Source organism: Arthrobacter sp. KNU-44 (genome assembly GCF_051843155.1).
Taxonomy (GTDB): Bacteria; Actinomycetota; Actinomycetes; order Actinomycetales; family Micrococcaceae; genus Arthrobacter.
The window spans coordinates 2,004,558-2,025,520 of the sequence record NZ_JBPXNG010000002.1; the positions used below are offsets into that span (position 1 = coordinate 2,004,558).

General features: G+C 64.2%; 20 protein-coding genes and 1 tRNA gene. 6 read left to right on the top strand and 15 right to left on the bottom strand.

The features are described 5' to 3' along the window. Positions 1-29 precede the first annotated feature (29 nt). Positions 30-1,100, top strand: coding sequence for a lactonase family protein (locus tag ACSVHC_RS10290; protein WP_437772068.1), 1,071 nt, complete (start codon positions 30-32; stop codon positions 1,098-1,100). A 75-nt stretch (positions 1,101-1,175) separates the two neighbouring features. Here the strand turns inward: ACSVHC_RS10290 and malQ are convergent, their stop codons facing one another. Next, complete coding sequence (gene malQ / locus ACSVHC_RS10295) at positions 1,176-3,368, bottom strand: 4-alpha-glucanotransferase (protein WP_437772067.1); 2,193 nt, start codon at positions 3,366-3,368, stop codon at positions 1,176-1,178. A 485-nt stretch (positions 3,369-3,853) separates the two neighbouring features. On the opposite strand from malQ, the gene ACSVHC_RS10300 reads away from it, so the two are divergent. Next, the gene (locus tag ACSVHC_RS10300) at positions 3,854-4,879 is read left to right on the top strand and encodes a PHP domain-containing protein (RefSeq protein ID WP_437772066.1); all 1,026 of its coding nucleotides are present in this window, start codon (positions 3,854-3,856) and stop codon (positions 4,877-4,879) included. Here ACSVHC_RS10300 and ACSVHC_RS10305 read toward each other — a convergent pair. The 9 genes from ACSVHC_RS10305 to ACSVHC_RS10345 all read right to left on the bottom strand — a co-directional run bounded on the left by ACSVHC_RS10305 (position 4,876) and on the right by ACSVHC_RS10345 (position 12,119). Continuing rightward, positions 4,876-5,919, bottom strand: a complete 1,044-nt coding sequence (locus tag ACSVHC_RS10305) for a HoxN/HupN/NixA family nickel/cobalt transporter (RefSeq protein ID WP_437772065.1) — start codon at positions 5,917-5,919, stop codon at positions 4,876-4,878. The two genes, ACSVHC_RS10300 and ACSVHC_RS10305, sit on opposite strands and share 4 nt — an antisense overlap. Then, positions 5,919-6,749, bottom strand: coding sequence for an urease accessory protein UreD (locus ACSVHC_RS10310; RefSeq protein WP_437773938.1), 831 nt, complete (start codon positions 6,747-6,749; stop codon positions 5,919-5,921). The genes ACSVHC_RS10305 and ACSVHC_RS10310 overlap by 1 nt, the downstream gene beginning before the upstream one ends. Positions 6,750-6,871: 122 nt before the next feature. Further along, positions 6,872-7,489 carry an urease accessory protein UreG gene (gene ureG / locus ACSVHC_RS10315; protein WP_078106937.1) on the bottom strand — a complete coding sequence of 206 codons (618 nt, stop codon included), beginning with the start codon at positions 7,487-7,489 and terminating at the stop codon, positions 6,872-6,874. Between the two features lie 16 nt (positions 7,490-7,505). Then, entirely contained in the window at positions 7,506-8,174 is a 669-nt protein-coding gene (locus ACSVHC_RS10320; RefSeq protein WP_437772064.1) for an urease accessory protein UreF, read from the bottom strand. 192 nt (positions 8,175-8,366) lie between these two features. Next, positions 8,367-8,846, bottom strand: coding sequence for an urease accessory protein UreE (ureE, locus tag ACSVHC_RS10325; RefSeq protein ID WP_437772063.1), 480 nt, complete (start codon positions 8,844-8,846; stop codon positions 8,367-8,369). Positions 8,847-8,865: 19 nt separating this feature from the next. Then, a complete protein-coding gene (gene ureC, locus ACSVHC_RS10330) occupies positions 8,866-10,611 on the bottom strand; it encodes an urease subunit alpha (protein WP_437772062.1) in 1,746 nt (581 codons plus the stop codon). Further along, on the bottom strand, positions 10,608-10,994 hold the full coding sequence (locus ACSVHC_RS10335; RefSeq protein WP_437772061.1) for an urease subunit beta: 387 nt from the start codon (positions 10,992-10,994) through the stop codon (positions 10,608-10,610). The genes ureC and ACSVHC_RS10335 overlap by 4 nt, the downstream gene beginning before the upstream one ends. 9 nt (positions 10,995-11,003) lie before the next feature. Then, positions 11,004-11,306 (bottom strand): urease subunit gamma, encoded by a 303-nt coding sequence (locus tag ACSVHC_RS10340; RefSeq protein WP_236814155.1) that lies wholly within the window; start codon positions 11,304-11,306, stop codon positions 11,004-11,006. A gap of 204 nt (positions 11,307-11,510) precedes the next feature. Next, positions 11,511-12,119: a DedA family protein gene (locus ACSVHC_RS10345; protein ID WP_437772060.1), complete on the bottom strand. Its 609-nt coding sequence runs from the start codon at positions 12,117-12,119 to the stop codon at positions 11,511-11,513. A 96-nt stretch (positions 12,120-12,215) separates the two neighbouring features. On the opposite strand from ACSVHC_RS10345, the gene ACSVHC_RS10350 reads away from it, so the two are divergent. Then, positions 12,216-13,607, top strand: coding sequence for a CoA transferase (locus ACSVHC_RS10350; RefSeq protein ID WP_437772059.1), 1,392 nt, complete (start codon positions 12,216-12,218; stop codon positions 13,605-13,607). A gap of 55 nt (positions 13,608-13,662) precedes the next feature. On the opposite strand, the gene ACSVHC_RS10355 is transcribed toward ACSVHC_RS10350, so the two are convergent. Further along, positions 13,663-13,735: transfer RNA gene (locus ACSVHC_RS10355), tRNA-Lys, on the bottom strand. A gap of 240 nt (positions 13,736-13,975) precedes the next feature. Here ACSVHC_RS10355 and ACSVHC_RS10360 point away from each other — a divergent pair. The 3 genes from ACSVHC_RS10360 (at position 13,976) to ACSVHC_RS10370 (ending at position 16,506) form a co-directional block, all read left to right on the top strand. After that, positions 13,976-14,635, top strand: a complete 660-nt coding sequence (locus ACSVHC_RS10360) for a hypothetical protein (RefSeq protein ID WP_078106945.1) — start codon at positions 13,976-13,978, stop codon at positions 14,633-14,635. Between the two features lie 238 nt (positions 14,636-14,873). Further along, positions 14,874-15,491 carry a DUF47 domain-containing protein gene (locus ACSVHC_RS10365; protein ID WP_345450326.1) on the top strand — a complete coding sequence of 206 codons (618 nt, stop codon included), beginning with the start codon at positions 14,874-14,876 and terminating at the stop codon, positions 15,489-15,491. A 1-nt stretch (position 15,492) separates the two neighbouring features. Next, positions 15,493-16,506 (top strand): inorganic phosphate transporter, encoded by a 1,014-nt coding sequence (locus ACSVHC_RS10370; protein ID WP_437772058.1) that lies wholly within the window; start codon positions 15,493-15,495, stop codon positions 16,504-16,506. 216 nt (positions 16,507-16,722) lie between these two features. Here the strand turns inward: ACSVHC_RS10370 and pstB are convergent, their stop codons facing one another. The 4 genes from pstB to pstS form a co-directional block, all read right to left on the bottom strand. Next, positions 16,723-17,502: a phosphate ABC transporter ATP-binding protein PstB gene (gene pstB / locus ACSVHC_RS10375; RefSeq protein ID WP_059388353.1), complete on the bottom strand. Its 780-nt coding sequence runs from the start codon at positions 17,500-17,502 to the stop codon at positions 16,723-16,725. 48 nt (positions 17,503-17,550) lie between these two features. Further along, positions 17,551-18,660, bottom strand: a complete 1,110-nt coding sequence (pstA, locus tag ACSVHC_RS10380; protein WP_437772057.1) for a phosphate ABC transporter permease PstA — start codon at positions 18,658-18,660, stop codon at positions 17,551-17,553. Next, a complete protein-coding gene (gene pstC / locus ACSVHC_RS10385; protein ID WP_439180922.1) occupies positions 18,660-19,592 on the bottom strand; it encodes a phosphate ABC transporter permease subunit PstC in 933 nt (310 codons plus the stop codon). The genes pstA and pstC overlap by 1 nt, the downstream gene beginning before the upstream one ends. Positions 19,593-19,732: 140 nt before the next feature. Further along, positions 19,733-20,854, bottom strand: a complete 1,122-nt coding sequence (pstS, locus tag ACSVHC_RS10390) for a phosphate ABC transporter substrate-binding protein PstS (RefSeq protein WP_437772055.1) — start codon at positions 20,852-20,854, stop codon at positions 19,733-19,735. Positions 20,855-20,963: the final 109 nt, after the last annotated feature.

The following is a 20,963-nucleotide window of genomic DNA, read 5'->3' on the forward strand; positions in this document are numbered from 1 at the left end:
CGCACTCCATCACCAACACTAAGGACGGCATGGCAGAGAACATCGACGGAACGCTCATCTGGACAGGCGCTTACACCACGGACAGCGACGGGAACGGAACGGGCATTGGGGCAGTTTCCGCGCGTGAAGATGGCAGCCTCAGTTGGCTGGGCACGGCCGTCGAAGCGCCCTCGCCGTCGTTCCTTGCCGTGCACCCCACGCTGCCGGTGGTCTACGCGGTAGCCGAGGCCGCCCAGACGGTCCGGGCATACCGACGGGCCGGGCTGTTCGGCCTTGAACCCCTGGGCGAGGCTTGGCCTGCTGGAGCTGCGGCCTGCCACGTCGCCGTCGACCCCTCCGCCCGTTTCATCGTGGTCAACTGTTGGGGCGACGGCAACGTGCTGCTCTACGGGCTCGACGACGACGGCGGCATCACATCGCGCTTTGTGGCGCCGCCGGCGAAGGATCCGCACGCCGGCGTCGACGGCGCGATCGACATCGCCACCGGCGGCGCCCGGGTGAGCCGCGCCCACGCAAGCCTCATGCTCGAGGACGGCCGGATCATGACCACCGACCTCGGCTTCGACCTTGTACGGGTGTGGAACTATTTCCCCGACACCGGCCTGCTTCCTGACCACCAAGTCGCACTCCCGATGGGCAGCGGTCCGCGGCACCTGGTCCAGCACCCCTCCGCCGGCGCCGTATTCGTGGTGACCGAATATTCGATCGAAGTGGTGGTGCTCCTGCCCGGCGCCGACGGCCGCTTTGTGCTCCACCGTCGCGGTCCCGCGACTGCAGGTGGGGCCGCCGACGGCGACGCAGCCGCCGAAATCGCGCTGTCCCCGGACAATCGCTTCGTCTACACGGGCATCCGCGGCTCCAACCGGATCTCGGTACTGGCCGTCGAAGGCAGCGGAACCCGGCTCCGACCCGTCGCTGACGTGCCCAGCGAAGGAGACTGGCCCCGCCACCACCTGGTCCGCGACGGCTGGCTCCACGTCGCGCACGAGCGTTCCAACCAAGTCACCACGTTCGCATTGGACCCTTCCACCGGCATCCCGGGCGAAGTCCTCGACCAGCTGAACGCGGGTTCCCCCACCGCTTTGGTCGTAGCTCCCTGAGCCGTTGATCGAGGCGTGAGATCTCGCCCCTTTCGCGACCCCAAAGAGGTGAGATCTCACGTCTCGATGCGGCGCCTAACCCCGTACGGCCTCGTCAACTGCCGCCAGCAGGGAGTTGAACCGCGGGTTCGCGTCGAGGTCATCAATGAGGACCGCCCGTCCTCGTTCGTCGGCTAGTGGTACTTGCCAGTTGGGGTAGACCTCCGACGTCGTTCCGGGCTGGTTCTGCACCCTCCGCTCCCCCACGGCATCCACTAGGGCAACACCGAGCAGGACCGACGGAGCAAGGGCCAGCAAGCGATGGAGCGCCTCAATGACTTGCTCCTCGCCAAGCGCTTTTCCGTTGACCGGCAGGAGGCCCCGTTCCCGGAGCAACCCCATCATCTTGTCCAAGCTGGCCTCGTGCTCGGCCCGTTCCTCGGCCACGCTTCGTTCGAGCAAGCCCAGTTGGCTCCGGAGTTCCACGTGATCGCCGGCAAGGTACCCGGCAGTCGGCGGGAGGTCGTGGGTGTTGACGCTAGCGAGGGCCTGCACTCGGTATCGTTCGGGCGGGAGGGGCGAGTCGCCGTCGTACTCGAACCAGAGGATCGACGTGCCAAGGATGCCGCGGGCCGCAAGGTAGTCCCGCACCCAAGGCTCGAAGACGCCCAGGTCTTCGCCGATGACCACCGCGCCCGCGCGGTGCGCTTCCAAGGCGAGGATGCCGATGAGGGCCTCGTGGTCGTACCGGACGTAGGCGCCGTCGCGGGCGGAATTCCCGGCGGGCACCCACCACAAGCGGAACAGCCCCAGGATGTGGTCCACGCGGATTCCGCCGGCATGGCGAAGGACTGTGGAGAGCATCGCGCGCAACGGCGCGTAGCCCGCCTCTGCCAAACGGACCGGGTGCCACGGTGGCTGATTCCAGTTCTGGCCGAGCTGGTTATACATGTCCGGTGGTGCGCCCACGCTGACACCCGGCGCGAAGCTGCTGCGCAGGGTCCAGGCGTCGGCACTGCTCAAATCCGCGCCGACCGCGAGATCGTGCACTACTCCCAGCCGCATGCCGGATCGCCTTGCCGCGACCTGGGCCGACTCGAGCTGCTCATCGCAGATCCACTGAAGCCAACGGTGGAAACCGATCCGGTCGGCCAATGCCTGGCGCATCGACTCAACCTTGGGCGAACCGAGGGTGGCCGCGGGGTCCTGCCAGAAGGGGTCGTCCGGCGACCGGTCCTCGCGGATGGCGCACCAAAGGGCGAAATCGTCCAGGCCCGGGCCGGACTCGCGGCAGAATTCCTCGAAGGCACGTTGCCGGGCCGGAGAAAGCTTGACTGTGTGAAGGAGTTCCAGGGCAGCGAGTTTGGCGGCGAAGATTTGGTCCCGGTCCAGCCGTTCCGCGTCCTTGTTGAGGGCATGGACGTGATCCAACAGCCGGTCCACCGTGGCGCGCTTCCGCGGCTTCACATATGCCAATTCGGGAATGGATTCGACCCGGATATAGAGGGGGTTGAAGAATCGCCTGGTGGACGGAGAATACGGCGACGCTTGAACCGGAGGCACCGGATCTGCGGCATGCAAGGGGTTGACCAGGACGTAGTCTGCACCGCGTGCGCCGGCCAACGCCGCCAAATCGGCCAAGTCCGCGAAATCCCCGATACCCCATGAGCGCTTCGAGCGTACCGAATACAGCTGCGTTGCGAGTCCCCACCCGCGCCGTTCCTCCAGCTGTGCTGCCGTCTGCAACTTGGCTGGAACCACGGCCAGCGCGGCAGTGGCCGTCACGCCGTCGGACTCGGCCGTGAGCGAATGCCAGCCGAGCGGCAAGCCGGCCGGCACCTCAAAGGTGGCACGGCCTGTGGGCACTCCATCCACGTCGCGCGGCGGCGCCCAATCCTCCTGCTGGGTGGCGGCGAGTTCCGTTCCGTCCTCGAGTGAGATCGTCAGACTGGCCGGCAAACCGTCGCGGACGTGGACGTGCACGGCCGCGTTCGTTCCCTCTTGGACGACGACGGCGGGCGGCAGCATCCGCCGCCACGGCGCCACTTCCGCGTCAGCCAGGGCCGCCTCGATCTGCTCGTCGGAATGAGCGGCGACTCCCAGTGCGTCCAGCACTTGGATCAGCGTGGTGGGTAAAACATCGTGTTGCAACCCGTCCCAGCCGTGGAACGACGTCCCGACGCCATGAGCGTCCGAGAGCCGGTGAAGCAGATCCTCGTCGATGGCGATGTTCGGGGCGGGTGGCATCGCCGTGGTGTCGGAGTCCTGCTGGATGGGAGTGTTGGTCATGTCCGCCTCGTCTGCGATGTGATTCGTCCGAAGGTGCATACCGCCCCGCGTGCAACTCGAGCGAGGCAACTGGTTCCGATTATTGCAGGGCGGTGGGGGCCGACCCAGTTATTCCGACAGCATGACGCCCCCAACCCGAAACCCCCGCCCACATATGAGCCCCAAACCGGAAACGCTCGCTCACAAGATGTGAGCGAGCGTCGGTCGTGGAACCCACATATCCGAGCGAGCGTCGGTCGTAGAACCCACATACGTGAGCGAGCGTCGGTCGTGGAACCCACATATCCGAGCGAGCGTCGGTCGTAGAACCCACGTACGTGAGCGAGCGTCGGTCGTAGAACCCACATACGTGAGCGAGCGTCGGTCGTGGAACCCACATATCCGAGCGAGCGTCGGAAAACCGGAAACGCTCGCTCACATATAAGCCCCAAACCGGAAACCCTCGCTCACATACGCCTGGGCACGGCGTGGTACATGATTGAGCTATGGACGCCGTGGATGCGCTCAACGAAACCGCCTTCTGGCTGGAACGGGAACTCGCGGACAGCTTCAAGGTCCAGGCGTTCCGCCGGGCTGCAGGCATCGTCGCCGGACTCAGCCAGGAGGAACTGGTTGCCCGGCTCATGGACGGCCGCCTCAAGCGAACCAAGGGAATCGGCAGCCGGACCTTCGAGGTGATCAGCCAGGCCCTGGGCGGAGCTGTTCCGGAATACCTTGAGAACCTCCGCCGTCGTGGGGCCGAACCCTTGGTCAAGGGTGGACACGAGCTAAACGCCGAGCTGCGGGGCGATCTGCACAGCCACAGCAACTGGTCCGACGGGGGCTCACCGATCGAGGTCATGGTCACCGCTGCGAATATTCTCGGACGGGAATATCTCGCTTTGACCGATCACTCCCCCAACCTCACCATCGCGAACGGACTCAGCCCCGAGCGCTTGATGGAGCAACTCAGCGTTGTGGATGGGATCAACGAGCGATACGGGCAGGAGCCCGGGTTCCGGTTGCTGGCCGGTATCGAAGTAGACATTCTTGAAGACGGCGAGCTGGACCAGTCCGCTGAGCTGCTGAGCCAACTCGACGTCGTGGTGGCCAGCGTCCACTCGAAGCTCCGATCCGACAAACGGCCTATGACCCGGCGCATGCTCGCCGCCATCGAAAACCCGCACACGAACGTCCTCGGGCACTGCACGGGCCGTTTAGTCAGGGGATCGCGCGGAACAAGGCCGCCGTCGGAGTTCGACGCCGAAGAGGTGTTCGCCTCGTGCGCGGAACACTCCGTCGCCGTCGAGATCAATTCGAGGCCGGAACGCCAGGACCCACCGGACGAATTGATTCGGATTGCCCTTGATGCCGGCTGCCTCTTCAGCATCGACAGCGACGCCCATGCCCCCGGCCAACTCGACTTTCTGCAATACGGAGCGGAGCGGGCAGAAGCCAATGGTGTTCCCGCCGACCGGATCATCACGACGTGGCCTTTGGATCGACTCCTGGGGTGGCTCCAGCCAGCCTAGCGGCGCCGCGCCACCCGCAACCGCAGGGCCGCAACCACCCATACGACGGCGAATAGGGCAATCAGCACCAACCCGGCGTCGCCGAGGTCTATTTCGCCCAGCCACGTCGTGACGGGATCCGTCAGGCCAAAAGCCGCGTTGAGGAAACCGCCCAGCGTGATGACCGATATGAACAACGCCGAGAAGGCCGAGATGCCAGTGATGATGGCGTTGAATCCAAGCTTGCGCTGGGGATCGTGGATGGCGGATTTGTACATTCGCATCATGGCCACGCCGTTGACGGAATCGCAGAGTGTCATCGCCGCGGTGAAGGCCAACGGCAACGCCAGGAGGGCCAGAACAGACACGCCCGCGAGCGACGCCGCCGTCGTGAGCACCAGGAGCCCGATGGTGGTGGCGGTGTCGAAGCCGAGTCCGAACAAGAAGCCGATCACATAGATGTTCCGCGGACGCTGGACCTTGGATAGCGGCTTGGCCAGGAGCCGCGCAATAAGCCCTTTGGTTTCGAGGTCCTCGACGGCGATCGCGCCACCGGCCTGGGCGGCGCGATACAGCTGCATCGTGCGGAGGAACGCAGACCCGTTGAAGACCCCCATGGCCAGGAGGAAGAGCCCGGAAACGCCGCTGCCGATCAGCCCCAGCACTAGGTGCCCAGTGGTGCCGTCCTCCATGAGTTGGCCCACCAGGCTGGCGCCACCGATCACCATCACACCGGCCAGGATCACCACGGAGCTGTGGCCCAGGCTGAAGGCGAAACCGACGCTCACGGGGTCCTTGCGCTGTGCCACGAATTTACGAGTGGAATTGTCGATCGCGGCGATGTGGTCCCAGTCGTAGCTGTGCTTGATGCCGGCCACATAGGCCGTCAGCACAAGGCCCAGCGCCAGCGGCTGCCCGCCACCGGCGCCACCCACCAGCAGGAGTACGACGGCGGCAAGGTGCAAGAGGACGACGGAACCGAACATGAACGCGAGGCGCGACCTCATCGGGAGATGCTCGCGCCGGCGGTACATCGAGGCGAACTCCGCGAGTGAGGTCATCAGTATTTCCTTAGGTTCAGCGGCGCCCTGCCGTACCAGCGTTCGCGCAAAAGGCTGGTGCAGGCACCAAGCAATCGATTCAGTTCCTCGGTGCTGTTCGAGAGGGACCGCAGAACCAGGCCCGTTGTGCCCGCAAGGGTGCGGGTCAGCGACAAGCCCGGGTACGCGTCGTACTCCGCCGTCAGCCGGTGCAGTTCATCGGCGAGCGCCTGGTCAACCCGAGAATCCACCACAATGAGCGAACCCAAGTGGCTGTACCCCTCCATGAAGCCCATTCCGGTTACATCGCCCAGGGGCGGCCGGATCAGGAGGTTGTCGAGCGCGAGCAGCGCTGCGCCGTCGTCGCCCTCCACCTGGATCTCGTTCCGGAGCCGCAGTTCCCGGTACCGGAAGGAGGCCCCGTCCGGCGACCAGCCGGGAGTGATGACTTCCGCCATGATGAGGCTCGACGTCGGATGCACAGTGATGTGCGTATTCTGCCGATAGCTGGCCTCCCGGTAGGCGATGAGCTGGTCGGGAGCCAACTCCAGTTCCGCCCCCTCCCCCAGCCGTATGGTCATCCGCTGCTCCGCAAACGACCCTGGCGTTCGATAGATCTTCGTGGCCGACTGAGTCGTCAAAAGCAACGAAGCCCCCGCCTCGACCTCCACGTCCACGACATAGAGATCCGCCCCCAAATACGCCCCGCCCGGATTGACCACGACATAACAAACCTGCCCGCTCTGATCCAAGTAATGCGGCCTCAAAACCCGCAAGGCACCCTGATGAAACTGCCGCACGGCCACGGAACGACCAGCACGTTTCCCTACGACGAGCGCAAGGCGACCCATCTCGGGCCGATCAGCGGACGCGGATGAAGGGGGCCGCGGCGTGGCGGGCACCGCGAAGCGGGCACGGCCCCCTTTATCCGCGGGCGCAGGCCCCGGTGAGATGAGAGCGTTCGCGAGTGAACTCATTGCGCCAGGTCGAGCATCAGGACATCGTGCCGCATCCATGCGATGACCTTGTCCAGCCCTTCGTCGGTCTTCAGGTTGGTGAAGCAGAAGGGCTTGTCGCCACGGAATTCCTTGGAGTCCCGTTCCATCACTGACAGGTCTGCGCCGACGAACGGGGCGAGGTCGGTCTTGTTGATGATGAAGAGGTCCGACTTGATCATGCCTTGGCCGGCTTTGCGGGGGATTTTCTCTCCCTGGGCGACGTCGATGATGTAGATCGAGAAGTCCACGAGTTCGGGGCTGAACGTGGCCGAGAGGTTGTCGCCGCCGGATTCGACGAAGATGACCTGCAGGTCGGGGTGCCGTTTCTTGAGTTCCTCGATGGCTGCCGTGTTCATGGAGGTGTCTTCGCGGATGGCGGTGTGCGGGCAGCCGCCGGTTTCCACGCCGATGATGCGGTCCTCGGGCAGGATGCCGTTGGCCGCGAGGATCTTGGCGTCTTCGATCGTGTAGATGTCGTTGGTGATGGCAGCCATGGAGATTTCCCGGCTCATGTGGCGGGTTAGGCGCTCCACGAGTTGCGTTTTGCCGGCTCCTACCGGGCCGCCGATGCCGATCTTGATGGGTTCAGACATGTGTCCTCCTATGGTTCTAGCTCATGAACATGCGCGCGCGTTGCCATTCGTGCCGCATCTGCGAAATTTCCAGCCCGGGGCTGACGGCTCCGAAGTCGTCCCAGCTGAGGTGCCGGACATGCTCGACGGCGGCAGCGACGTCGTCGTGCGCCCTGAGCAGCAGCCGCTGCCCGGAGTTCTGGCCGAGCGGGATGGCACGCACGGCGTTCTGCGTCAGGGAGGTGACCGCCGCGAAAAGGTACCCGGCCAGCGCTTCTTCGAACGGCACGCCTAGCGAGCGCGCGACGACGGCGAACGCCAGCGGCTGATGACCGGCAGCCCGGCCTGTGGTCACGAGAGTCCGGTACGCCTCGAGCTGGGCCGAAGGAAAGACTTCGGTCCCGATCTCAATCAGCCGCCCGCCCATCTTGGTACTGGCTTCCCGTAGTTGCCGCGGCAAGAGTTGGGCACTCAAATGAGTATCCAACTCCCCCAAATCCACCCCTTCATAAAGGAACCGAACGGCCAGCCCATCGGAATAAGTCAACTGCTGCCCCACAAACGCAGACAGCCAAGTGCCGAATGAGGCTTCATCGTGAACCAACCCCCGCTCGATGTACGTCTCAAACCCCAAGGAATGAGCAAACGCCCCAGTAGGCAACGCAGAGTCAGTCAGCTGCTGAAGCGCCAGCTGATAAGTGCTCACTGTTGCCCCCCAAAGGTGACCTGCGCGGCGTAGGTGGGTGATAGGGGCCGCGGCGTGGCGGGCACCGCGGGGGGCCCACTGCCGCGAGGGCCCCGACCCGAGCTTGCGAGGGTTGGGAGCGGCTGGGGACGGGCACGGCCCCTATCACCCACCGGAGGCTTGCCGACCGGGTTAACAGCGGCCGGGACCGGCCTAGTGCGTGTGTTCAGCATGGCGAAAAGGCACCGGCATTACGCGTTCCTGGCGGTCGTAAGGCACACCGACGTGTTTGAGGTAATCCTCGACCGTGTGGTCGTACTGGCACACCATGACTTCGGCCCCGTACTCGGACGCAGCGTCGAAGAACTGGGCCTGCAGGTGCCGGTTGCCGAGGGAGTGCGCCACGACACCCATTTCGTAGATGCTTCGGGCGGCGATGACCAGGACATCGCTCGGCAGCACGGACACCACGATCAGGTTCGTATCCTCGACGGCGAGGATGTCGCCGTCGCGCAGGTCTCCGGAGCCGGCCGGGAGGCGGATGCCGAGTTCCTTCCCGTGGTCCGTGGTGACGCGCTGGATGCGTTTGACCAGTTGAGCGCTGGGCAGCACGACTTTCTCCTTGTGGAGGCCGGCGTATTGTTCGGGATCGGGCAGTTCGTGCAGGTTGCCGAGAATCTTTTCGATGATCATGTGGTTCTCCTCCGGCGGTCTAGAAAAGGAAGTAGCGCTGGGCCATGGGCAGCACGTCGGATGGCTCGCAGGTGACATCTTCGCCGTCGACCGTCACTTTGTAGGTTTCGGGGTCTACGGCGATGTCGGGGGTTTCGCCGTTGAACTTGAGGTCCGCTTTGCTCAGGTTCCGGATACCGGATACCGGCCGGATGACGCGTTCAAGTCCAAGCTCTTCCGGGACGCCGGCCTCGATGGCCGCTTTGGACAGGAAGGTAATGGAGGACTGCTGCAGCGCTTTGCCGTGGGTGGCGAACATCGGACGCATGGTGCGTGGCTGGGGTGTGGGGATGGAGCCGTTGGAATCGCCCATGAGTGCGTAGGCGATCTGGCCGCCCTTGAGGACCAGTTCAGGCTTCACGCCGAAGAAGGCCGGATTCCAGAGGACGAGGTCGGCGAACTTGCCCACCTCCACGGAGCCGATGGAGTCTGCCATGCCCTGCGCGATCGCCGGGTTGATGGTGTATTTGGAGATGTAGCGCTTGATCCTGAAGTTGTCGCTTTCCGCGCCCAACCCGTTCGGAGCGCCGTGGCTCGCACCTGACGCGTCCTTGAGGACGCCCCGCTGCCGCTTCATGGCGTCGGCCACTTGCCAGGTGCGGATGACGACTTCGCCCACACGGCCCATGGCCTGGGAATCCGAGGAGGTCATGGAGAAGATGCCCAGGTCCTGGAGCACGTCCTCGGCGGCGATGGTTTCGGCCCGGATGCGGGAATCGGCGAACGCCACGTCTTCCGGGATGTCCGGGTTGAGGTGGTGGCACACCATGAGCATGTCCAGATGTTCTTCGATGGTGTTGCGCGTGTACGGGAGCGTCGGGTTGGTGGACGCCGGGAGCACGTTCGGCAATCCGGCGATCTTGATGATGTCCGGAGCGTGCCCGCCGCCGGCGCCTTCGGTATGGAAGGTGTGGATCACGCGGCCGTCAATGGCCTTGATGGTGTCCTCCACGAATCCGCACTCGTTGAGGGTGTCCGTGTGGATGGCTACCTGCACGTCGTATTCGTCAGCTACGCGCAAGGACATGTCGATCGACGAGGTCGTGGCGCCCCAGTCCTCGTGGACTTTGAGGCCTACGGCGCCTGCGCGGATCTGTTCGGCGAGCGGCTCGATGGCTGACGCGTGGCCCTTGCCGAAGAGGCCGATGTTGATCGGCAGCCCTTCCGCGGCTTGCAGCATCCGTGAAATGTGCCATTTGCCGGGAGTAATGGTGGTGGCCTTGGTTCCTTCCGCCGGTCCCGTACCGCCGCCGACCATTGTGGTGATGCCGCTGCACAGGGCCGTGGGGACTTGGTCCGGGGAAATGTAGTGGATGTGGGTGTCGACGCCGCCTGCGGTGAGGATCTTGCCCTCGCCGGCGATCATCTCGGTGCTGGCCCCGATCACGATGTCCACGCCGTCGGCGATCTGCGGGTTTCCGGCCTTGCCGATCTTGAAGATGTGGCCGTCTTTGAGCGCCACATCGGCCTTGTAGATTCCGGTGTAGTCGAGGACCACCACGTTCGAAATGACGGTGTCCGGGACGTCCTCATCCCGGGTCACTTGGCCGTTCTGCCCCATGCCGTCCCGGACCACTTTGCCGCCGCCGAACATGACCTCTTCTCCGTAGACCGTGTAGTCCTTCTCGATCTCGAGGAAGAGTTCGGTGTCCGCCAAGCGGATGGAGTCTCCCGTCGTCGGGCCATAAAGGTCTGCGTACTGCTTGCGCGAAATTTCAAAGCTCACTGGGCTGTCCCTTCTTTCCTGGCTCCGGGCCCTTCAGTGCGGGCGGCAGCGCCGCCGTCGTTCTTTCCGGCATCCGCGTCAAGGGGACCATTGACGGCGTTCCGCAGGCCGTAGACTTCGCGGCTGCCCGCGAGCGCAATGAGCTTGACCGTCTTCGAATCGCCCGGTTCGAAGCGCGCGGCTGTTCCGGCGGGGATGTCCAGGCGGCGGCCGTAAGCGGCCTCACGGTCGAAATCGAGCGCGGGATTCGATTCGGCAAAGTGGTAGTGCGAGCCCACCTGGACAGGGCGGTCGCCACGGTTGACGACGTCGACGGCGATTGCCTCGCGTCCGCTGTTGCAGGCAATGGGCTCCGTTTGGAGACGGTATTCACCGGGAATCATGTTGGCCTCCTAGCGGATCGGGTCGTGGACGGTGACGAGCTTGGTCCCGTCGGGGAATGTAGCCTCGATCTGGACGTCATGGATCATCTCGGGCACGCCTTCCATGACATCCTCACGACCAAGTAGGGTGGTCCCGTAACTCATGAGTTCAGCCACGGTTTTCCCGTCACGGGCCCCCTCAATCAGTTCGTAGCTGATGATCGCCACGGCTTCGGGGAAGTTGAGCTTCAGACCGCGGGATTGCCGACGGCGGGCGAGGTCGGCCGCGACCACGATCATGAGCTTTTCCTGCTCACGGGGCAAAAGATGCATCGGTTCTCCTTAAAGTTCTGTGCTGCAGAAAGCGGACATCAGATCACTCGAGGCTCAGATAAGCCGAGGACATCGGGGCAGCTACTACGGTTATAACGCCAAACATCAGACATATCCAGTTCGACCATTCACCGCCTCTCCCGAACGAATTGTGACCAGCCTAAAGCCTTGAGGTTTCCGCCAGATTTCCGTGCTCCCGCGGCATCAGGCCTTCTTGGCGCGGTGCTTCCTGACCTGCCACACAAGCACAATCGCCACCACAATTACTGCCACCACAGCCGCTGCCCCCCGGCCCACCACACGGGCCACTTCTTCGTACGAATTTCCGGCCACAAAACCGAGCGTCACGAACAGGGACCCCCAGATAATGCCGCCGCTGAAATTCCAGAACGCGAAACGCCGGTAAGGCATTCGGCTAAGTCCGGCGAGCGCGGGCATGACGGCACGGAAGAAGGCGGTAAAGCGCCCAAGGAGCACCGCGACGCCACCTTTGTCTTTGAGGAAGTCTTCGGCCTTCTGCAATTGGGCGCGCCTTTTGTCCAGGATTTTCAAGGCCATCACCCGTGGGCCGAAATGCTTGCCTATTTCGTAGCCCACGGTGTCTCCCGTGATCGCTGCAATCACCACTATGGCGATCATGACCCACAATTCGAAGAGCCCGCGGCTCGCAATCACCCCGCCGACCACCGCCGCCGTTTCACCAGGAATCACGAACCCCACAAAGATTGCATCCTCAGCGAACACGAGGGCGAAAACGATGCACGCGATCACGAGCGGGCTGGTATTCAGGAGTCCGTCCAAAAGCGCATGCATGAAGAACAGTCTGGCAGTTGAAGGCCCACTTGGGCAGGAGGCACCAGATCCGGGCACCATTGCCCGTTCCGTGCAGGCCCGTTGAGAATGGTGAGTGTGAACAACAGCTTCGCTGATGCGACCTCCCGCTTGTGGCACGCGCTCGGTGCAGAAGATGCGGATTTGGCGGCCGCTCATCTAACGACGACCGGGCCGCGGGCTGTTCTCCCGGCCGCTTTCGACGTGACAGGACTCGCGACGGGGGCGGTGGCCGTCGCAACGGTGGCGGCAGCACAGTTTCTGGCAGCTCGCCGAGAGTCACGGCAGCCGGCCGTGACGGTAGGCAGTCGGGAGTCATGCGCCGCGTTCGCGTCCGAGGGGCTGTTCACTCCAGTCGGCTGGAACCGGCCACCGCTCTGGGACCCCATCGCCGGCAACTATCGTGCGGCCGACGCCTGGATCAGGCTGCACACCAACTACGCCGGCCACCGCGCCGCCGTCGAGCGGGTGCTTGGAGCCCATGACCGCGAAACAGTTAAGGCCGCAGTGGGCGGTTTGCGTGCCGAGGAATTGGAGACGGCCATCGTGGAGGCGGGCGGATGTGCCGCCGTCATGCACAGCCGCGTCCAGTGGCTCGCCTCGGCTCCAGGGGCGGCGACCACGGACGCGCCGCCCTTGACCGTCGTCGAACGCCGCTCATCCGGTGCCCGCACGCCGGACGCCGTCGGGAAACTGCCCTTCGACGGCGTGCGCGTGCTCGACCTGACTCGGGTAATCGCTGGACCGGTCTGCACCAAGTTCCTTGCCGGCTACGGTGCGGAGGTGCTTCGGATCGATCCGCCCGGCTTTGAAGAGGTGCCGTCGCTGCTGCCTGAGACGACGCTCGGCAAGCGTACCGCCGCTTTGGATCTCACTGCCCCAAGCGACCGCGCGACTTTCGAGGCACTGCTCGCGGGTGCCGATGTGCTCGTGTCGGGACTGCGCGGCGACGCCCTGAAACGCATGGGCTACGACGACGAGGCCCTGGCCGCCGTGAACCCCGGCCTGATCATCGCGAGCCTGGACGCCTACGGCTGGGATGGCCCATGGCGCAACCGTCGCGGGTTCGACAGCCTGGTCCAGATGAGCTGCGGGATCGCCGACGACGGCGCTACCGCCACGGGCCAAGCGGAGCCGGCCCCGCTTCCCGTTCAAGCCCTCGACCACGCGACAGGCTGGCTTTTGGCCGCGGCCGTCGCCCGAGCCTTGACCCGGCGCCTCACCCACTCGGTGACGACCCGCATCCAAGGCTCACTCATCGGCACGGCCAACCTGCTGTACTCGATGACCCCGCCGAACGACCACCTATCGGTACCGACACCGAATGACTTCACTCTCGTGGAAACCACCACAGACTGGGGGCCGGCGCGCCGCGTGCCGCTTCCAGGGCGAATCGACGGCGCCCCAGCGCACTGGTCGCAGCAAGCCGGACCGCTCGGCCGCCACCCGGCCGCGTGGGGCACGGCCTAGTTTTCGCTTGGCACAAGTAAACCCCCGGAACCGTGCGGTTCCGGGGGTTCTAGAGTGGGCCCTGTGGGGATCGAACCCACGACCCACGGATTAAAAGTCCGATGCTCTACCAACTGAGCTAAAGGCCCCTGCCGACTGTAGAAACAGCCATAAACACTGTACCTCAAGCTCAAGGCCGTTTTGACACGCTTGGCACCCGCGCCGTCCAAGCCGGCACCCGCACCTTTCTCCCCACTTTTGAACCAGGCCCCGACGACGACGCGCGGAGACTAAGGCGATTCGCGGCTCCCACGGATCCAAACATGGGGAGGTTGCAACAAGCCCCAGTCAAGGGTGCACGAGCGAAAACACAGGAGTAGCGTTGGGGCATGAGCGAACAATCGGGACCTCCTGTGTACGGCGGAGCAAATAGGCACCACAAGCCGAAACCGTTCGCGCCGGTTGACTTCGAGCCGTTTGCCGGCGGAGCGGATCCCGCGCGGGTGTCCGAAGCCGCGCACCTTGCCGCTCAGGCCCTCGTACGGCGAGGCCGAGATAGCGATGATCCCAAGATCACCAGGCGCCTCGTGAAGCTCGCTGATGAGCAAGGCCTGGAGGCCATCGCCGAAATGTGGGCCGAGAGCCCCGCCCGGTCCTTGCCCGGCGCCTTGTGGCGGCTCTATGCATTGCGCGCGGCCACCATGCAGAACTCGGAGCGCATCTCCGTGTACTTCAAGGCCGGCCGGGACACGGCCCAGGTTTCCCACGTTGTGGCGGGCGCTGCCGAGCCGCCGGGAGCCGACGAAATGAAGCAAATGGCCGACGCCATTCTTTCGGGAGCGTTCGACGGCGATTTCGACGTCGCGCTGGAACGCTCAGCCGCGTTTTGCCGCGTCGTCGCGCTGGGCCAAGCCACCCTGGCAGACAGTGCGGAGCATTCCAATGAAGGCCACGCAAGCAAGCTGACCCGGAACTCCCACCAGCTCGTAAAGACCGCGGAAGATCTAGAGCACGCGGCCAATGCGTGGCGCCTGGGAGAGCTGGACTGACATGAAATATAGGGGCGAGGGACAGTCACAACCACCCCGGGCGCCAGCTGTCAAGATTGACTTAGCTCGGGCGACGTAGAAAACTGAAACTGGTGTCGAACCGCGAAACCCCCGGGCTTCAACTTATAGCCGCTTCGAGCGGCCTACCGCCGAGAGGCGTATCCGGTTCGGCACCATTTTTATGCCCTTCGGCGAAGACGCCGCCCCACCCCTATCCCTCCCGACTACCGGAAGCCAAATGAAGCTGCGTCTCTTCCCCCAAGAACCCGCCGGGTTGCAATTGTTGTCGCAAATGGCCCGCCAGATTCTTGAGGCAACCGGGACGCTTTCAGAGATCTTCGGAGCTCCTGTCGCGGAGCACGAACGGCTTGTGGAGGAGATGCACGAACACGAGGCGAAATCCACGGATCTGCATTTCGCCCTCCTGACCCACATGCGCACGAGCTTCGTGAACCCGCTCCCCCGCGAGGACATGTACGCCCTCTCCCGTTTCCTCAACGAGGCGATGGAAAAGCTGGATGCCGCAGGTGAGCTCGTGGCCCTCTACAAACTGGACCGGGTGCCCAAGCGCGCGGCGGACCAGTTGGAGATCATCAGCCGCCAGGCGGAACTCACGGTTGATGCAATGCGTCAGCTCGACGATCTGGACGAACTCGAGGACTACTGGATCGAGGTCTTGCGGCTGGCCAAGCGTGCGGAGCGCAGCCATCGGACCTGGGTGGCCGAGATGCTCCGCGACATGAAGTCCACCCAGTTTTCGCGGAACCGCGACGTAGCCAATCAACTAGTGGACGCTACCAAGGACATGCGCCGCGTCGCGACCCAGGTAGGCAGCATCATCGTCAAGGAAGCATGAGGTGGCGGTCGCGTTCTTCGCCCTGGTGGTGGTGCTGGCGGCTGGCTTCGCATTCCTGAACGGCTTCCGCGACGTCTCCACCGCCGTCGCACTCTCTGTGCGGACCCGTGCCCTGACTCCGTCGGTTGCCGTCGTGTTGGCAGCCGTCTTCAACTTTGCCGGCGTGCTGCTCAGCGGCGGTTTCGCACTGGTCTTCAGCCAGTCGTGGGTGGTTCTCCCCTCGGGAATGAACGGGCTTACAATACTCGCCGCGGGGTTGTGCAGCGCCATCCTTTGGGGAATCTACGCTTGGTGGCGCGGTGTGCCGCTCTCGTCAACCCATGCCTTGGTGGGAGGCCTCGTTGGCGCCGGAGCCGCAAGCGCGTTGATGGGAGGCAGCTCGATCAGCGGGGTGGACAGTATTTTGCTGGCGCAAGTAGTCCTGCCGTTGCTGCTGTCCCCCCTGATTGCCTTCCTTGGCGCCTATCTGCTCGTGTGGCCTGTCACGTGGGCGGCCCGCTACACCCAGCCCGATGTTGTGCATGGCCGCTTCCGCCACGCGCAGTCTGTCTCGGCCGCTGCCGTCGCGTTCGGCCACGGCCTACAGGACGGGCAGAGATCCGTAGCGGTGATCCTGTTGGGAGCCGTGGCGGCCGGGGTGTCCGACTCCAACGACCTCCCGTTCTGGGTCATCCTGCTGACTGCTGTCATGCTCACAGCGGGAACGCTTTGTGGTGGTTGGCGCATCTCGTACACCCTGGGTTACAAACTGACGCGGGTAGACCCGATGCGGGGATTCATTGCCCAAAGCCTGACCTCGCTGATGTTGTTCGTCGGGGCCATTGGCTTCCACTTGCCGCTTTCCACCACGCACACTGTGACGTCGGCAGTGCTCGGCGCAGGAACCAACCAGAACTTTTCCGTCACCAACCGTCGGATGGTGCTGCGGATCCTGGGGTTCTGGGTCGCTACGCCGATCGTCACCGCCGCAGTGGCGTTCGTCCTTGGGCTGGCGCTCTCGCCGCTGTCGCACTGACTTGGGGAATCGTCCCGGCACGCAAAAGCCCGACGCCGACAATCACCTCAGAAGGTGACCGTCGCCGTCGGGCTTTTCTGGCATCCGTTGCTCCAAAACTGTCGTTTTGGGCCCCAAAACGACCGTTACTCAGCAATCGACGGGGGAGCCGGCGACTGGGCCCACACCGCCAGGGTTCCCTGGCCGAGCTTGCGAGCCAGGGGGGGCGGCTGGGGATTATCCGAACCGGCCGGAGACGTAGTCTTCCGTGGCCTTCTGGGACGGGTTGTTGAAGATCGTGGTGGTGTCCGCGAACTCGATGAGCTTGCCCGGCTTGCCGGTGCCGGCGATGTTGAAGAACGCGGTCTTGTCGGAAACGCGTGCGGCCTGCTGCATGTTGTGGGTCACGATCACCACGGTGTATTCGTCCTTGAGCTCATTGATGAGGTCTTCGACGGCCAAAGTAGAGATGGGGTCCAGCGCCGAGCAGGGCTCGTCCATGAGGATGACCTGCGGTTCCACCGCAATGGCACGGGCAATGCAGAGCCGCTGCTGCTGGCCGCCGGAGAGTCCGGAGCCGGGCTTCTCAAGGCGGTCCTTGACCTCGTTCCACAGGTTGGCTCCGCGCAGGGACTTCTCCACGAGTGCGTCGGCCGCGCCCTTGCTGATCCGCTTGTTGTTCAGCTTCACGCCGGCCAGCACGTTGTCGCGGATGGACATCGTGGGGAACGGGTTGGGCCGCTGGAAGACCATGCCAACCTGGGTTCGGACCGTCACGGGGTCCACGCCGGGGCCGTAGAGGTTGTCGCCGTCGAGCAGGACTTCGCCTTCAACGCGCGCACCGGGAAGCACTTCGTGCATGCGGTTCAGGGTGCGCAGGAAGGTGGACTTGCCACAACCGGACGGGCCGATGAATGCCGTGACCGATTTGGCTTCAATGTTGATGTTGACGCCCTCAACGGCCAGGAAGCTGCCGTAGTAGACGTTCAGATCCTTGACGTCGATCCGCTTAGACATGGTGTTCCTTCGGTGCTGTGGTTGGAAGTTTGCGCGTGGCCTGGCGGCTCAACGGCCGGCCTTGGGGGCGAAGATCCGGGCGATCAGCCTGGCGCCGAGGTTCAGGAGCATCACCAGGATGATCAGGACCAGTGCGGCGCCCCATGCCCGCTGGCTCGACGGGTCCGGGTTGGACGGCGAGGTCGGGTTCAGGATCTGCGTGTAGATGAACGTAGGAAGTGAGGCCATCCAGCCGCCGAACACGTTGTTGTTGATCGTGGTGGCGAAACCTGCTGTGACCAGGATCGGAGCCGTCTCACCAATCACTCGGGCGATCGCCAAGGTGACGCCGGACGCGATGCCGGAAATCGCCGTCGGGATGACCACCTTGAGGATGGTGCGCCACTTGCGGACGCCGAGCGCGTAAGCCGCCTCACGGAGCTCGTTCGGGACGATCTTGAGCATCTCCTCGCTGGAGCGGACCACCACCGGGATCATCAGGACTGAAAGCGCGACGGCGGCGACCGCACCGGTCTTGGTGCCCGGGCCGACCACGGCGAAGAAGAAGGCTGCGGAAAAGAGTCCTGCGACGATCGACGGGATACCGGTCATGACGTCGACGAAGAACGTGATGGCGCGGGCGAGGGCCCGGTCGTTGCCGTACTCCACGAGGTAGATGGCGGTCAGCAGGCCCACAGGAACCGAGATCACCGTGGCGAGCAAGGTGATCTGCACGGTGCCCAGGAGCGCGTGATAAATGCCGCCAAGGACCTTGGTGCCTTCATCGACGCTCTTGTTGTCCAGGGTGCCTGTAACGCCGTTCATGGATGTCGTCAGGAAACCGGGGGTGATGATGCCCGGGATGCCGTTCACGAGGACGGTCCAGATCACCGAAATCAGGGGCAGCAGCGCCACAAGGAAGGAGCCCACGATCAGGCACGTGGCGAGCTTGTCGCTCGCCTTGCGGCCGCCTTCGACGACGGCACTCCAGCCGACCAGGCCTACCGCGAAGAGGATGGCGGACACTATGCCCCAGCCGAAGGCGTTGAAGCCGATCAGCGCGAGGATCGCCGCGCCGAGCACCAGGGCGACCGCAAGGACGACGTACGGTGCGAAAGCGGGCAACTGGCCCTTGGTCAGTGCGGAGCGTTTGCGCGCCACAGGGGCTGTGACAGTCATTAGTTGGCTCCCGAGAATTCTTTGTGCCTGGAGATGATCCAGCGTGCAATCATGTTGACACCCAGGGTGATGACGAACAATACCAAGCCGGCCGCGATCAACGTGCTGACCTTGAGTCCGCTGGCTTCAGGGAAGTTCAAGGCGATTTCCGCGGCGATGGTCTGGTTGCCCGACTGGATCAGGCTCGCGGTCAAAACGCCGGAGGACAGCACCAGCGCGACGGCCATGGTCTCGCCAAGTGCGCGGCCGAGGCCCAGCATGATGGCGCTCACGATACCCGGGCGGCCGAACGGCAAGACAGCCATCTTGATCATTTCCCAGCGTGTCGCGCCGAGGGCCAGGGCGGCTTCTTCGTGGAGCTTCGGGGTCTGCAGGAAGATTTCACGCGAGAGTGAGGTGATGATCGGCAGGACCATGACGGAGAGGACGATGCTCGCGGTCAGGATGGTCTTGCCGGTAGCGGAGGCCGGGCCTTGGAAAATCGGCAACCAGCCCATGTTGCTGGCCAGCCAGCCGTAGGCGGGCGAAATCTGGGGGGCAAGGAACGCCGCGCCCCAAGCGCCGTAGACCACTGAAGGAATGGCAGCGAGGAGGTCCACCACGTAGCCAAGGCCCGAGGCAAGCCTGCGGGGCGCGTAGTGGGAGATGAACAGCGCGACGCCGATGGCAACCGGGGTTGCGATCACAAGCGCGATGAAGGCGGCAATCAGGGTCCCCACCACGATCGGCCCGATGTAGGCGAAGAAGCCGTGCCCGCCTTGGATGTCCGCGGGCGGAGCCACAAGCGCCGGAATGGCCTGGATTACAAGGAAAAGTGCGACGCCGAAGAGAACCACGAGGATCAGGCATCCCGCGGCCAGGGTGGCTCCGGAGAAGACCTTGTCCCCGGCGCGTCCGGCACCTTGGGAAGTGGTCAAGGAGTTGGTGGTCACTTCACGATCCTTCAGATTCACTCAAAAATGGCCAAGTTCCCCGCCCCGTCCGGTGATGTTTCACCAGCGCGGGACGGGGAACGTTGATATTCAAGGGTAGTGGTGCGGCGGTCCGCGGCACCACTACTCCATTGTGGTCCTTAGGCCTTGGCCTTGATGGAGTCAACAGCGGCCTTTGCCTTGTCCTGCAGCGCCTTGGAGAGCGGAGCGGACTTGGCGGAGCCGGCAGCAGCCTGCTGGCCGGCGTCGGAGACTACGTAGCTCTCGAATGCCTTGACCAGGTCAGCGGTTTCCTTCTTGTCGTAGGTGGTGCAGACGACGTGGTAGGAAACCAGGACTACCGGGTAGGCAGAGGAATCCGTGGTGGTGCGGTCGAGCTTGATGGAAAGGTCGCCGGTCGGGCGGCCTGCAACGGGCTTGCCCAGCTCGACAGCCTTGGCGGCAGCGGCAGCGGAAATCTTGACGAAGTCCGAGCCAACCTTGATCTGCGCGGTGCCGAGCTTGCCGGAGACTGCGGAGTCGTCAGCGTAGGTCACGGCACCCGGGGTGTCGGTGACGGTCTTTACGACGCCGGAGGTGCCCTTGGCGTTCTCGCCCTTCAGGGAAGCAGGCCAAACGCCGGCTGCCTTGTCGGTCCAGACGGAGGGTGCAGCGGACGCCAGGTAGTCGGTGAAGTTCTGGGTGGTGCCGGAGTCGTCAGAGCGGTTGACCGGGGTGACCTTCAGGTCCGGAAGCGTGACGCCAGTGTTCAGGGCGGCGATTGCCGGGTCGTTCCAGTTGGTGATCTGGCCGCGGAAGATCTTCGCAACGGTGTCGGCGTCGAGCTTCAAGTCCTTGACGTTCGGGATGTTGAAGGCAACGGCGATCGGGGAGATGTACACCGGGATGTTGATGGCACCGTCGGTGCCGCACTTGGTCTTGGAAGTGGCCAGCTCAGCGTCGGTCAGGTAGGCGTCAGAGCCTGCGAACTGTGCGGAGCCGTCAAGGATGGCCTTACGGCCTGCGCCCGAGCCGTCGGGGGAGTACTGGACCGTGGCACCCGAGTTCGCGGAAGCGAAGTTGGTCTTCCAAGCGTCCATTGCGGCGCCCTGCGCCGAGGAGCCGATGCCGGTCAGGGTGCCGGTGACCTTGACGCCTGCGGCACTCTGGGTGGCTGCCGGTGCGGCGCCGGTTGCGTTGTCTGAACCACAAGCGGTCAGCGCAAGGGCGCCGACGGCGAGGACCGCGATTGCCGCGTTGCGGCCGAAGCGAGTTGCCTTCACTGGGATGTACCCCTTCCAGGGATTCTCTGATGCGTGCCGAGGGAGAAAGTCGGCATACGAAAGATTTGCGTACGTGTTTGTACCTTTATTGACGGTAGGAGCCGCAGGT

Excerpts from the sequence above, each read along its gene's own strand:
- pstB (WP_059388353.1), bottom strand. The coding sequence starts at position 17,502 with ATGTCTAAGCGGATCGACGTCAAGGATCTGAACGTCTACTACGGCAGC.
- ureG (WP_078106937.1), bottom strand. The coding sequence starts at position 7,489 with ATGTCTGAACCCATCAAGATCGGCATCGGCGGCCCGGTAGGAGCCGGC.
- ureE (WP_437772063.1), bottom strand. The coding sequence starts at position 8,846 with ATGATCATCGAAAAGATTCTCGGCAACCTGCACGAACTGCCCGATCCC.
- ACSVHC_RS10345 (WP_437772060.1), bottom strand. The coding sequence starts at position 12,119 with ATGCATGCGCTTTTGGACGGACTCCTGAATACCAGCCCGCTCGTGATC.
- ACSVHC_RS10300 (WP_437772066.1), top strand. The coding sequence starts at position 3,854 with ATGGACGCCGTGGATGCGCTCAACGAAACCGCCTTCTGGCTGGAACGG.
- ACSVHC_RS10360 (WP_078106945.1), top strand. The coding sequence starts at position 13,976 with ATGAGCGAACAATCGGGACCTCCTGTGTACGGCGGAGCAAATAGGCAC.
- ACSVHC_RS10335 (WP_437772061.1), bottom strand. The coding sequence starts at position 10,994 with ATGATTCCCGGTGAATACCGTCTCCAAACGGAGCCCATTGCCTGCAAC.
- ACSVHC_RS10365 (WP_345450326.1), top strand. The coding sequence starts at position 14,874 with ATGAAGCTGCGTCTCTTCCCCCAAGAACCCGCCGGGTTGCAATTGTTG.
- pstA (WP_437772057.1), bottom strand. The coding sequence starts at position 18,660 with ATGACTGTCACAGCCCCTGTGGCGCGCAAACGCTCCGCACTGACCAAG.
- malQ (WP_437772067.1), bottom strand. The coding sequence starts at position 3,368 with ATGACCAACACTCCCATCCAGCAGGACTCCGACACCACGGCGATGCCA.
- ACSVHC_RS10340 (WP_236814155.1), bottom strand. The coding sequence starts at position 11,306 with ATGCATCTTTTGCCCCGTGAGCAGGAAAAGCTCATGATCGTGGTCGCG.
- ACSVHC_RS10310 (WP_437773938.1), bottom strand. The coding sequence starts at position 6,749 with ATGGGTCGCCTTGCGCTCGTCGTAGGGAAACGTGCTGGTCGTTCCGTG.
- ACSVHC_RS10305 (WP_437772065.1), bottom strand. The coding sequence starts at position 5,919 with ATGACCTCACTCGCGGAGTTCGCCTCGATGTACCGCCGGCGCGAGCAT.
- ACSVHC_RS10290 (WP_437772068.1), top strand. The coding sequence starts at position 30 with ATGGCAGAGAACATCGACGGAACGCTCATCTGGACAGGCGCTTACACC.